The organism is Clostridioides sp. ES-S-0005-03, assembly GCF_020658455.1.
Lineage (GTDB): Bacteria > Bacillota > Clostridia > Peptostreptococcales > Peptostreptococcaceae > Clostridioides.
Genome location: NZ_JACVWI010000001.1, coordinates 90,477 through 102,850, shown reverse-complemented (window position 1 = coordinate 102,850; position 12,374 = coordinate 90,477). Strand labels below are relative to the sequence as shown.

At 31.7% G+C, this 12,374-nt stretch carries 13 protein-coding genes; all 13 read right to left on the bottom strand.

The genetic code is table 11. The features are described from left to right. Positions 1-4 precede the first annotated feature (4 nt). The 13 genes from minD to IC218_RS00405 all read right to left on the bottom strand — a co-directional run bounded on the left by minD (position 5) and on the right by IC218_RS00405 (position 12,374). Complete coding sequence (minD, locus tag IC218_RS00465; protein ID WP_227434079.1) at positions 5-802, bottom strand: septum site-determining protein MinD; 798 nt, start codon at positions 800-802, stop codon at positions 5-7. 23 nt (positions 803-825) lie between these two features. Next, positions 826-1,509: a septum site-determining protein MinC gene (minC, locus tag IC218_RS00460; RefSeq protein ID WP_227434078.1), complete on the bottom strand. Its 684-nt coding sequence runs from the start codon at positions 1,507-1,509 to the stop codon at positions 826-828. Positions 1,510-1,607: 98 nt separating this feature from the next. Continuing rightward, positions 1,608-4,586: a penicillin-binding transpeptidase domain-containing protein gene (locus tag IC218_RS00455; RefSeq protein WP_227434077.1), complete on the bottom strand. Its 2,979-nt coding sequence runs from the start codon at positions 4,584-4,586 to the stop codon at positions 1,608-1,610. An 11-nt stretch (positions 4,587-4,597) separates the two neighbouring features. Continuing rightward, entirely contained in the window at positions 4,598-5,086 is a 489-nt protein-coding gene (gene mreD / locus IC218_RS00450) for a rod shape-determining protein MreD (RefSeq protein WP_227434076.1), read from the bottom strand. Positions 5,087-5,101: 15 nt separating this feature from the next. Beyond that, entirely contained in the window at positions 5,102-5,995 is an 894-nt protein-coding gene (gene mreC / locus IC218_RS00445) for a rod shape-determining protein MreC (RefSeq protein WP_227434075.1), read from the bottom strand. 9 nt (positions 5,996-6,004) lie between these two features. Then, entirely contained in the window at positions 6,005-7,066 is a 1,062-nt protein-coding gene (locus IC218_RS00440; protein WP_269469188.1) for a rod shape-determining protein, read from the bottom strand. 70 nt (positions 7,067-7,136) lie between these two features. After that, positions 7,137-7,796, bottom strand: a complete 660-nt coding sequence (gene radC, locus IC218_RS00435) for a RadC family protein (protein ID WP_227434327.1) — start codon at positions 7,794-7,796, stop codon at positions 7,137-7,139. Between the two features lie 44 nt (positions 7,797-7,840). Next, positions 7,841-8,425 carry a Maf family protein gene (locus IC218_RS00430; RefSeq protein ID WP_227434074.1) on the bottom strand — a complete coding sequence of 195 codons (585 nt, stop codon included), beginning with the start codon at positions 8,423-8,425 and terminating at the stop codon, positions 7,841-7,843. A 219-nt stretch (positions 8,426-8,644) separates the two neighbouring features. Further along, on the bottom strand, positions 8,645-9,616 hold the full coding sequence (locus IC218_RS00425; RefSeq protein WP_227434326.1) for an RnfABCDGE type electron transport complex subunit B: 972 nt from the start codon (positions 9,614-9,616) through the stop codon (positions 8,645-8,647). Positions 9,617-9,631: 15 nt separating this feature from the next. Continuing rightward, complete coding sequence (gene rsxA, locus IC218_RS00420; protein ID WP_054269663.1) at positions 9,632-10,207, bottom strand: electron transport complex subunit RsxA; 576 nt, start codon at positions 10,205-10,207, stop codon at positions 9,632-9,634. Positions 10,208-10,221: 14 nt separating this feature from the next. Continuing rightward, a complete protein-coding gene (gene rsxE, locus IC218_RS00415; protein WP_227434073.1) occupies positions 10,222-10,815 on the bottom strand; it encodes an electron transport complex subunit RsxE in 594 nt (197 codons plus the stop codon). 12 nt (positions 10,816-10,827) lie between these two features. Beyond that, a complete protein-coding gene (locus tag IC218_RS00410; RefSeq protein ID WP_227434072.1) occupies positions 10,828-11,397 on the bottom strand; it encodes an RnfABCDGE type electron transport complex subunit G in 570 nt (189 codons plus the stop codon). Next, on the bottom strand, positions 11,397-12,374 hold the full coding sequence (locus IC218_RS00405; RefSeq protein ID WP_227434071.1) for an RnfABCDGE type electron transport complex subunit D: 978 nt from the start codon (positions 12,372-12,374) through the stop codon (positions 11,397-11,399). Before IC218_RS00405 ends, IC218_RS00410 begins: the two co-directional genes overlap by 1 nt.

Here is a 12,374-nt window from a genome sequence, read left to right as displayed (position 1 = left end):
TTTGCTACTTAGCCATGCTAAACATTTTTTTTAGTCTACCAAAGAATCCATCTTCAACTTCAAGTTCAAGTAGAGGAACTTCTTCATTTAGTATCCTTTTTGCGATATTTTTGTATGCTTGACCAGCAAGAGATTTTGAATCAAGTATTGCTGGTTCACCTTTATTTGTTGATATAATTATACTTTCATCATCAGGAACAAGACCTAATAAATCTATTGCTAGTATCTCTATTATATCTTGTTTGTCCATCATGTCTCCACGCTTAACCATATCATTTCTAATTCTATTTATAACTAATCTTATTTCTTTTATTTCATTTGCTTCTAATAGACCTATTATTCTATCTGCATCTCTTACTGCTGATATCTCTGGATTTGTAACTACAATAGCTCTATCTGCACCTGCTATTGCATTTTTAAATCCTTGTTCAATACCTGCTGGGCAGTCTATTATTACATACTCGAAAGATTCTTTTAATTTTTCACATAGGTCAACCATTTGCTCAACTGATACAGCGTTTTTATCCCTAGTTTGTGCTGCTGGTAATAAATATAGATTATCAAATCTTTTGTCTTTTATTAGAGCTTGCTTAAGCCTACAAGTTCCTTCAACAACGTCTACTATGTCATAAACTATTCGATTTTCAAGACCCATTACTACATCTAAATTTCTAAGTCCAATATCTGCATCTACAACTACAGTTTTTTTATTTTCTAGGCTTAGCGCAGTTCCTAAGTTTGCTGCGGTAGTAGTTTTTCCAACTCCACCTTTACCGGATGTTATAACTATAACTTCGCTCATAATACTACCCCCTATTTTTCTTTCTATTTGTCCAACTTTGACAAATAGCTTTCGATTACAATTCTTCCATTACTCACAAAGGCTATTTCTGGGCTAATTTCTGATTCAATTTCATAATTTTCTTCATCATCTGGAGCTTCTGCAATATTATCTGCTATTTGCAATATTTTTGGATTAAGATTTCCAGCAACAACATAGGCAAACTCATTGCCCTCTGAACCTGCATGCACAAAACCTTCTATTTTCCCCATTACAAAAACATTTCCTCCTGCTACAACCTTAGCGCCAGCATTTATATCTCCCATAACAACTGTATTTGATTTTGAAATGACCTTTGAACCAGGTCTCATATCATTTAATATGACTACATCACCTTCAAATTCAATATTTTCGCCAGATCTTAGGGTATTGACATATTTTGTTTGAAAATTATTATTTTCTTCAATTTTTTGATCTTCAACAAATTCCACATCAAATCTAGAAGTAATTCCTTCTTTTAATTCTAGAATCTCCATGTCAGTTAAATAATCACTGTTAATTTTACTAATTTTAGCACCATTAAAAAAACCAACATACGCTTCCAATTTGTTTATTATATTTTCTTGTATTTCTTCAAATGGAGCTTCTCTTTTTATATTTACTATTATCCCTCTTTTATTACCCTTGAACTCTACTAGTTCTTGACTACAAATTTCTCTTAAAGACATAACAACCTCCAGAGTGATATATCATTTATATTCTTCAAATGCGCTTTAAACCCTTTTATTTTTTCTACATAAAGCTAAAGTTTATAAATGGATTTAACTTATCTATTGATTTGTGACTCGAAATTTATATTTTCGTCAGAAGAATTATTAACATCATCCGTCTTGTTGTCTTTTTTGCCATTAGTTGGCTCTAATCCCATATATGTTCCAATAACTTCTCTAGTTGGTAAAAGTGAGAATACACTTGAATCACCTTGAGGAATTACACATACAACAGCTATTTCTGGGTCATCTGCTGGTGCAAATGCAACAGTCCATGTAAAAGAACCATAATCTGCTTTAAACTTATCTATTTGGTCATCTGTTATTTTTGGATTTAATTCTTTTATAGCTTTTCTTAAATATGAAGAATTCACTTTATCAGTATCCTCTAATTTAACTTTTACTCCATCTTCTAATTCTTCTTCTAATTTCTTTCTTTCTTCGTCTTTTAAATCTTTATTTTCTAGTTTTTTCTTTATTTCTTTTTCTTTAGCTAATGAAAGTTCTTTTTCTTTTTCTGCCTTCATCTTATCAGCCATTTTAATTGCATCATTTAGATTAACATTATAAGATGACATATGACTCTTTAAATATTCATATTCATTATCTGTAGGTATTTTACCACTTTTCTCAGCTGTACCAGTCTTTGCTGCTACATCTATTGGGAAATCAGCAAAAGCACTTTTTGCTGTACCTTGTCTAGCAACCAATTTCATACCTTTTGTTAGTTCCTTTAGATTGTCTGGATTTTTGAAAGGTATTTTTTCCACTTTCTTTTGGTCATTAATTTTTACTGATGAATAATCACTTGAAACAGCTCTATCAACTACAGATAATTCTACTAAATTACCTCCATTTGCTATAGCAGCTACGTATCTTGATATTTGAGCTGGTGTATAGGCATTTTCACCTTGCCCTATAGCTAAGTTGAATGTATCAGCAGTACTCCATTTTGCAAAGTTAAAGTAACTAAATACCGCCATATCCGCTACATCTTCCACTCTATTTTCTTTAACATCCAATTTTTTCAATCTATTCATCGTTTCTACTCTACCAGGAGTTTTCTTTTCAGCTGCCCAACTTACAATTTCATCGATTCTTTTTTCGTATTCTTTAGGATTTTTATCTCTAGTTATATCAACAAAGTCATTGGCCATTTCTCTATCTAAAGCTGATTTTAACAATGCTTGTGTTGATTTTAATTTATCCTCTGTACTAGGCACCTTACCTGCTCTTTCTTCTACTTCGTCTTCAAGCCCAGTATTTTCATCTAATCCAAATAGTTTTGCATACTCAAGTATCTTATTTGCATTCATATCTATACCAATACTTTTTCCATCTGGCCATGTCTTACCTGTACCAATAGTTGCCATATATATGTTACAAGACTCTTGTATAGCTTTATATAAATTTGTCATACCATGATTTCCTCTACCATGGTTCCACACATAATCCCCAAATGATTTTTTCCCTAGCATAATAACTCCAGGGTCATTTATAGTGAAATTTGGATTTAGACCATTTTCTAAAGCTGCCATTGAGGTTACCATCTTAAATGAAGAACCTGGCTGGAATTCCCCTTGTGTAACTAAGTTTAATAGTGGACTTCCTGCTAGTAAGTCATTTGGATTCTTTGGTTGTAGTGCTTTATAGTCTTCTGTAGAAATACCCTTTGCAAATTTATTTGGGTCATAGTCAGGATAACTTGATGAAGCTAAAACCTCTCCATTTTTAACATCAATAGCTATAAGAGCTGCTGATTGTGCCTTTCCTGCATATGCACTAATTGGCTTATCCCCAAACTTACTTTTAAAAGTACCTCCTTTTGAAGCAACTTCTATTATCTGTTTTAATGCATTATCTGAAACTTCTTGTAAATCTTTATCTAATGTAAGGTATACAGTATCTCCTGATTTAGGTTTTTTTGATTCAATTTCTTTACTGATTCTACCCAATGCATCAACTTTAACCATTTTATAACCATCAGTTCCTCTTAGCTTGCTTTCATTACTTTTTTCTACTCCTGCAAGACCTACCATATCTCCTGTTTTATATCCTTTTTGTAGATATGATTCTATTTGAGTTGATGGCATTTTTCCTACATATCCTAACATATGTGAAGCTAAAGTTCCATTAGGATAATATCTCACTGGTTCAACTGCTACTGAAACACCAACAAGGTCCATAGCACTTTCCTCAATCTGTGCAATGGTAGTTTCTCCTACATCTTTTGCAATTGTTACTGGATTATATTGAGAATATCCTTTTGATTTTATTAAATCTCTTACAACCATTATTTTTCTTGCATCTTCATTACTTAAACTTTTATCAATCTTAAATGCATCGCTATTTCTTACTTTTTCAAACGCTTTTTCAGCACTCAAATTAGTCTCTTTTATTTTATAACTGGCCAACCAATCTCTCTTATCTCTCTCTGCTGTAAACATCCATTTACTAACTAAAATAGGAGGATAGTATCCATTTTCATTTAGTTTTGCTTGTAATTTTGTTGCATCTAACCTTTTATCTTCTTGAGACAAGATTCCTGCTGATATAAGTTTATCTACCAAGTAATAAAAACTCTCTTTAGCATTATAATCACTTGGTATTCCATTTTCTGATTTATATTCTCTAATCTCTCTGTCATATGTATAATAGTACTTTCCATTTTCTACATATATAGGAAATTCATCTACATATTCTTCACCATTTTTCTCAAGTAAATTTATAAGCTTCAATGATATTTCATTTGCTCTTGAACGCTTATTAGCATCTTTTTTATTAATATCGTTACCTGAAACTTGAACAGTAAATAAATTTTTATTTCCTGCTAGCAATCTTCCATATCTATCTTTTATTTCTCCTCTTGGAGCCTCTATTGCCAATTTTTTATATGTTTTATTTTCAGCTAACTCATTGTAGTATTCATATTTAAATGTAGTCATGTAGACTATTTTTACTAAAATAGCTAAAAATATCACGCTTATGACTATTTTCATTATTTTAAATCTATCAACTTGTTTATTTTCTTCCATGAAATCACCAACTAATCTTCTTTAAGTTTTAAAACTGCTCTTTTAGACAAGCGATATATTATTAAACCAATTAAACTATTTACTATTGGTGCTACTAGTAGACCCTTTACTAAAAGTGTTGATATGCTATAGCTTTGATAGATTATACTAGATGTACCTATATTGACAATTGAATCAATTAAACTTCCTATTAAAACCAAAACGAAAGTAATAATATAGCTACCTTTATATAGTTGATCCCTCATGTGTCCAATCGCATATGCAATAACAAACAAAACTAATGCATTTACACCAAGAATTCCACCAATGGTTATGTCCTTAATAAGCCCTATTATGGCTGCTATAATCCCACCTTCTAATTCATCCAAATAAAGAGAAATTATAGTTACATATATAAGAACTAAGTTAAAGCTTATTCCAAAAATATTTATATAATTTGTTATACTATTTTCTATAGTCATAACCACAATACCCAATAGACAAAGTAAAACTTTTTTCATTGTTTTTTATCCCCTTTATCCTATATTTCTTGGTTCTATGACTACAACGTCATCTATATTCTTAAAATCAACATAAGGTTTTACAACTACATATTTTAGTGATTTATCTTTATCATCAATTACCTTTTCAACCTCACCAATTGGTATGCCTTCTGGGAAAAATCCAAGACCAGATGTTGTTATTATATCTCCTTGAATTACATTATATGATGAGTCAAACATATAACCTTGTAAATAACCTTTACTATTATAACTATCCTTATTGTCTAAAGTAGTATTTTGAGTAATTGCTCCTTTAGCACTAGCATTTTTTGCTAATTTAAAACTTACAGATGATTTAGAATCTAATAGTGAAATTGCCTTACTATAATCGTTGGAAACTTCATAAACTATACCAACTAGACCACTGCCATTCATAACTATACTTTCTTTTTTTACACCTGAATTTTTTCCCGCACCTATTATAAAACTCTCATACCAGTTTCCATCATTTTTACCTACAACACTTGTAGAAATACTTGTTGCTTTATATTTTTCTTCTACAAAGCTAAGTGTCTTCTTTAATTCTTCTAATGATTCTGTCTTGTCTAATTTGGTATTTAAAGCTATAACATCTTTTTTAAGCTTTTCATTTTCTGATTCTAATTTTTTTACCTTTTCAGAGTTATCTCTATAATTTAAGATATCTTTAAAACCATTTTTTATAAATGAAAATCCATCATTTATTCCTTTTCCTACACTTGTAATAGCATCTGATGCTACACCTAAGTTTACTGGGCTTCCACTTGAAAACTTACCAATTGATATACCCACAATTCCAATTAAAGTGATAGCAACTACGCCCGTTGCTATCACTTTAACATTAATCCTTTTTTTCTCATTTTTATTCTTGTCAAATCTCAAGGCCATCACCAACTTCTAATTTTTAGCATTCATCATTAATACTTTTTCAAAAATTTCTTGGTCTTCAACAGATTTTCCTGTTCCAAGTGCAACACAATCAAGAGGAGCTTCTGCTATTTGAACAGACATTCCTGTTTCTTGTGTAATAAGTTTATCAAGACCTCTAAGTAAAGCTCCTCCTCCTGTTAGCATTATTCCGTTTTCCATTATGTCTGATGCTAATTCTGGTGGAGTCTTTTCTAATGTAGATTTTATAGCATCTACTATTGAACTCACAGGCTCTTTTAATGCTTCTCTAACTTCTGTAGAACATATTTCTATTGTTTTAGGTAACCCTGATATTAAATCTCTACCTCTTATTTGCATATTTATTTCTTCATCATCTTTAAATGTAGAACCTATGCTAATTTTAACATTTTCAGCAGTTCTTTCACCTATCATAAGATTATATTCTTTTTTTACATAGGCAACTATAGACTCGTCAAATTCGTCTCCACCAATTCTTATAGATTTAGCAGTAACAATTCCTCCTAGAGATATTACAGCTATTTCTGAAGTACCTCCACCGATATCAACTACCATATTACCTTCTGGCTCTTCAACCTTTAATCCAGCTCCTATAGCCGCTGCCATTGGTTCCTCTATAAGAAATGCATCTTTAGCACCAGCTTGTCTTGCAGCCTCTTCTATAGCTCTCTTTTCAACTTCTGTAACTCCAAAAGGAACACATATAGCTATTCTTGGACTTACAACACCTTTTTTATCAGCTGCTTTTTGTATAAAGTAACTAATCATTGATTGAGTTATATCAAAGTCAGCTATTACTCCATCTTTCATTGGTCTTATAGCTACTATATTTCCTGGTGTTCTACCTATCATTTTTTTAGCTTCTTCACCTACTGCTAAAACTTCTTTACTGTCATCTCTTATTGCAACAACTGAGGGTTCTCTAACAACAATACCTTGTCCTTTTATGTAAACTAATGTATTTGCAGTCCCTAAATCTATTCCCATATCCTTTGTCATCTTGTTAAAACTAAAAAAACCTCTTTTTTCTTTCTTTTTTTCCTTAGCCATGATTTTACTCCTTCCTACTAATTAAGAATCATGTTTAAAACATTCTCCTACTATTTTATCACATATAAAGTCAAATTATCATATTTTCTTTAAAGCTAAAGTATAATCCATCTCCAATTATTATATGGTCAATTATTTCAATCCCAATTATTTCTCCACATTTAATAAGTCTTGATGTAATATTTTTATCTTCCTTTGATGGTTCTACACTTCCTGAGGGGTGATTATGCATCACTATTATTTTACTTGCACTTCTCTTTATAGCTTCTTTAAAAACTTCTCTAGGATGGACTAATGATGAGTTTAAAGTCCCTACAGATATATCTACATCAGATATTATCTCATTTTTTGTATTTAAAAGAACTGCCTTAAAAACCTCTTTTTTCAAATACCTCAGACTATTCATATAATATTTATGTATATCCCAAGGATTTTTTATTTTATACTTCATAGGTTTAAAACTAGCTACTCTAAAGCCTAGTTCTAAAGCTGCTTTAATTTGGGCTGATTTTGACAATCCAATTCCATCTATATTACACAGCTCCTCTATTGTCATTTCCTCTAAATGTCTAATACCCTGAATATCTTTATTTATTATATAGTTGGCTAACTCGATTGCATTTTTATGTTTGTTACCAGTTCTTAAAAGTATAGCCAACAATTCAGCATTTGATAAGCTTTCTACTCCTTCAGCAAGCATCTTTTCTCTGGGTCTTTCCTCTAGTGCCATTTCTTTTACCTTAATGGTTGAATTAAATGACTTTTTCAGATAAATCACACTCCATAAAAAAGATTTATATTAAAATGTTCCTTTAACAAGTCACCTAACTTTGAAATTGGAAGTCCAACTATATTAAAATAATCGCCTCTAATCTCTTCAACTAGCAAAGCTCCATATCCTTGTATTCCATAAGCTCCTGCTTTGTCAAATGACTCTTTAGTTTTCAGATAATCCTCAATATCTTTTTCTGATAACGTTTTAAATTTTACATTGCTGATTACATAGTCAATTATTTTTTTATCTTTGCACAAGTTTATTAAGCTAATACCTGTTATGACTTGATGCTCTCTTCCAGATAGTCTACTTAGCATGTCTCTTGCACAAGACTCATCTTTAGGCTTTCCTAAAATAGCATTATCTAAAACAACAACAGTATCAGCTCCAATAACAACATCTTTCTTATGTTTAGATGCTACAAACATACTTTTTTCAAAAGCTAATCTCATAACTAAATGTTTTGGTGCTTCACCTTCCAATATAATCTCATCAATTTCACTTTTAATTATATCAAATCTTACATTTGTATTCTCTAGAATTTCTTTCCTTCTTGGAGAGGCTGATGCCAAGATTATATTCATTTATTCACCTCATTTGTACGTAATTTGTACCTATTTAGTCTATCACTATATTGTAAAAAATTCAACAGAAATGTCGAACCTTTTTTGTTACACTATTGTTATATTTATTACCAATAAAATAAATATACATAAAATAGAGGTATGGAAATTATTCCATACCTCTGTTTTATGTACTCATTAGAGATATGGAAATTATTCCATATCTTTATTTTGTCCATATTACAAAATTTTAATAGCTTTCTTTGGACATTTTTCCATACATAAATGGCATCCTACACATTTGTCTGCATCTACCTTATGTTTTTCTTTTAATTCACCTTCTATTGCATCAAACTTACATTGTTTTTTGCACACTGTACATCCCACACAAAGTTCTTGGTCAATAGTAACTTTCTTTCTTTTAGCTATATCACCTGATATTACTTTTGTAGGGCATTTTTCTACACATTGCATACAACCTACACACTTACTAGGGTCTATTTTAGCTATTTTGTTTTCAAATATTATTGCATCAAATTTACAAGCTTTTACACACATTCCACAACCAATACATCCAGCAGTACATTTTTCTTTAACAGCTTTACCAAATTCTTTGCTATTACATTCTACAACTATTGATTGGCTTTCTGGTTTTGTAATTATTATACCCTTAGGGCATGCTTCTTTACATTTTCCACAGTTAACACATTTTTCTTCATCTATTACTGCTACTCCATCAACTATAGAAATAGCATCAAATTTACAAACAGTCTTACATGTTCCAAGACCTAAACATCCAAACTTACACATTTTAGCTCCTGAATTTAAAACATTTGCTGCTCTACAATCAGATATTCCTTCATACTCATATTTATCTTTTGCACTTGAGCAAGTTCCTTTGCAAATAACTTTTGCTACTTGTTTTTCACCTGCTTCAGCACTTACGCCCATTATTTCTCCAACTTTTGCACCAACATCTGCTCCACCTACAGGGCAACCATTAACTGGTGCTTTTCCTTCAACTATCGCACTTGCAAGACCTCCACATCCTGGGAATCCACAACCACCACAGTTAGCACCTGGAAGTACTCCTAGTATAGCTTCCACTCTTTCGTCTACTTCTACAGCAAACTTTTTAGATGCAAAATCTAATACTATCCCGAAGATTAAGCCCATAACTCCTAAAACTAATACAGCTGTAAGTATCACTATTTTCACCCCTCTTTTTTATAGCTTTATAAGTCCTGTAAATCCTAAGAAAGCTATTGACATTAAACTTGCTGATATAAGTGTTATAGGGAAACCTTTAAACGCTTCTGGTATATCAGCTAATTCTAGTCTTTCTCTTATACCTGCGAATATTACTATTGCTAAAGTAAATCCAGCTCCTGCTCCAAATCCGTTTATTATTGTTTCTACTAAATTATAACTTTTTTGAACATTAACTAGAGCTATACCAAGAACTGCACAGTTTGTAGTTATAAGAGGTAGATAAACTCCTAATGCTTGATATAAAGATGGACTCATCTTTTGAATTACCATTTCAACGAACTGAACTATAGAAGCTATAACCAATATAAAAGCTATTGTTTGTAAAAATTCAGTTCCAGTCTTTACTAATAAAATTTGTATAAAATAAGTTATAATTGAAGCTAGAGTTAGAACGAATGTAACTGCAACTCCCATCCCTACTGCTGTATCAACTTTCTTAGAAACTCCTAAGAAAGGACATATACCCAAGAACTGAGATGTTATAACGTTATTAACAAGAACGATACTTAAAAATAAAAGTATTAAATTCATTTATTACACCTCCACTACGCTTTTTTACTTCTTAATTTATTAAATCCTGCAAATAAGAATCCTAATGTTAAGAATGCACCTGGTGGTAATATAAATATTAATACTGGTTGGAAAGATGCTCCAAATAGTGTCATTCCAAATAAACTACCATTTCCAAGTAATTCTCTTACTGCACCTATTACTGTAAGAGCAACAGTAAATCCAAGACCTTGACCTACACCATCAACAATTGAAGCTAGTGGACCAGTTTTAAAAGCAAAACTTTCTGCACGAGCTAGTATTAAACAGTTAACAACTATTAATGGTATATATATACCAAGAGCCTTATCAAGAGCAGGAACATATGCTTTTAAAACCATTCCTACTATTGTAACAAATGTAGCTATAATGACTACAAATATAGGTATTCTTATCTTATCTGGTGTGATTTTTCTTAGTAATGATATAACTAAATTTGCACATATTAAAACTGCTGCTGTTGAAAGACCCATACCGATTCCATTTATTGCTGAAGTTGTAACGGCTAGTGTTGGACACATACCTATAACTTGCACAAATGTTGGGTTCTCATCTATTAGCCCATTTTTAAATACTTTAGCTAAATTCATAATTAACCCTCCTTATTTATTAAGAGCACTATTGAAGACATCTATTGCAGCATTTACTCCTGTAGTAACTGCTGTAGATGTAATAGTTGCACCTGATATTGCTAATATTTGATTTTCTGCTGTTGTGCTTCCTTTTGCTACTTCAAGAGGTTCAGCAGTTTTTCCTTTGTATTGACCTTTAAATGCATCATCTTTAGCTTTTGCTCCAAGTCCTGCTGTCTCTGACATATTACCAATATCAACACCTGTAACTTGGCCATCAGCTGATATACCTACCATAACTTCAATTTCTCCACCATAGCCACTTGGTTTAGCTTTTAAAGTATATCCTACTACCTCAGAACCATCTAGCCCTTCATATACTTCAGCTATAAGACCATCTCCAAGGTCTTTATAAGTACTTTCCTTCATTTCTTTAAATTCTTTTGCTTCTGGAAGTACTGCTTTTCTAAGTTCATTGTTTGCTTGTATATTTCTTTGTTCTATTACTGGAGCTGTAACTTGATTTGTAGCTCCAAGTGCTAATGAGGCTATTGCACTTATAGCAAGTAAAGTTCCACCTAGTCTTACCATACTATTCATTATTTAGCCACCTCCCCAAACACTCTGTTTCTAACAAACTTATCTATAAGTGGTGCAAGACAGTTTACTAGTAGTATTGAGTAAGATACACCTTCTGGATATCCACCATACATTCTTATAACAGTTGTTATAAGACCTGCTAATACAGCGTATATGATTTGACCTTTTTTAGTCATAGGCGAAGTTGTATAATCCGTAAGCATGAAGAAACCACCTAACATAAGTCCTCCAGCAAACAGTTGATATATTGCAAAATTTATATTAAATCCACCTAAAAGGAATGTTAATATAAATACAGTTGCTATGTAAAATACTGGGATAACATAATTTATTATGCCTTTATACATTAGGTATACTCCACCTAATAATAATAATATTGCTGATGTCTCACCTATACATCCACCAATATTACCAATCATCATATCAGCGAGACTAATTCCATTGCTAGAAAGGTCTGCTAATCCTGCTGCTCCATTTTTCAAAAAGCTTAATGGTGTTGCAGTAGTAACTGCATCTAAATTTTTACCTATCCAGTTAACACCTGGTTGAGTCCAAGCAGTCATTGCTACTGGGAATGATGCTAATAAAAATGCTCTTGCAGCAAGTGCTGGATTGACAAAGTTACATCCAATTCCACCAAATACCATTTTAACTACTAATATTGCAAATATTCCTCCTACTAGACACATCCACCAAGGAAGTGATGCTGGTACGTTAAATGCTAATAATAATCCTGTTACAACAGCTGAAAAATCTCCTATAGTACTTTTATGCTTCATAAGTTTTTGATATAAAAATTCAGTACCTACTGTACCAAGTATACAAAAAAACATAGCACTCAATGCATTAAGTCTAAAGAAGTATACTCCTGCTACTGCTGCTGGAAGGAGTGCTATAATAACTTGTTTCATTATATATGAAGTATCTTCATTACTTCTCACATGAGGAGAAGATGATACTATCAACTTATTTTCCAT

Excerpts from the sequence above, each read along its gene's own strand:
- minD (WP_227434079.1), bottom strand. The coding sequence starts at position 802 with ATGAGCGAAGTTATAGTTATAACATCCGGTAAAGGTGGAGTTGGAAAA.
- minC (WP_227434078.1), bottom strand. The coding sequence starts at position 1,509 with ATGTCTTTAAGAGAAATTTGTAGTCAAGAACTAGTAGAGTTCAAGGGT.
- IC218_RS00455 (WP_227434077.1), bottom strand. The coding sequence starts at position 4,586 with ATGGAAGAAAATAAACAAGTTGATAGATTTAAAATAATGAAAATAGTC.
- mreD (WP_227434076.1), bottom strand. The coding sequence starts at position 5,086 with ATGAAAAAAGTTTTACTTTGTCTATTGGGTATTGTGGTTATGACTATA.
- mreC (WP_227434075.1), bottom strand. The coding sequence starts at position 5,995 with ATGGCCTTGAGATTTGACAAGAATAAAAATGAGAAAAAAAGGATTAAT.
- IC218_RS00440 (WP_269469188.1), bottom strand. The coding sequence starts at position 7,066 with ATGGCTAAGGAAAAAAAGAAAGAAAAAAGAGGTTTTTTTAGTTTTAAC.
- radC (WP_227434327.1), bottom strand. The coding sequence starts at position 7,796 with ATGGCACTAGAGGAAAGACCCAGAGAAAAGATGCTTGCTGAAGGAGTA.
- IC218_RS00430 (WP_227434074.1), bottom strand. The coding sequence starts at position 8,425 with ATGAATATAATCTTGGCATCAGCCTCTCCAAGAAGGAAAGAAATTCTA.
- rsxA (WP_054269663.1), bottom strand. The coding sequence starts at position 10,207 with ATGAATTTAATACTTTTATTTTTAAGTATCGTTCTTGTTAATAACGTT.
- rsxE (WP_227434073.1), bottom strand. The coding sequence starts at position 10,815 with ATGAATTTAGCTAAAGTATTTAAAAATGGGCTAATAGATGAGAACCCA.
- IC218_RS00410 (WP_227434072.1), bottom strand. The coding sequence starts at position 11,397 with ATGAATAGTATGGTAAGACTAGGTGGAACTTTACTTGCTATAAGTGCA.
- IC218_RS00405 (WP_227434071.1), bottom strand. The coding sequence starts at position 12,374 with ATGGAAAATAAGTTGATAGTATCATCTTCTCCTCATGTGAGAAGTAAT.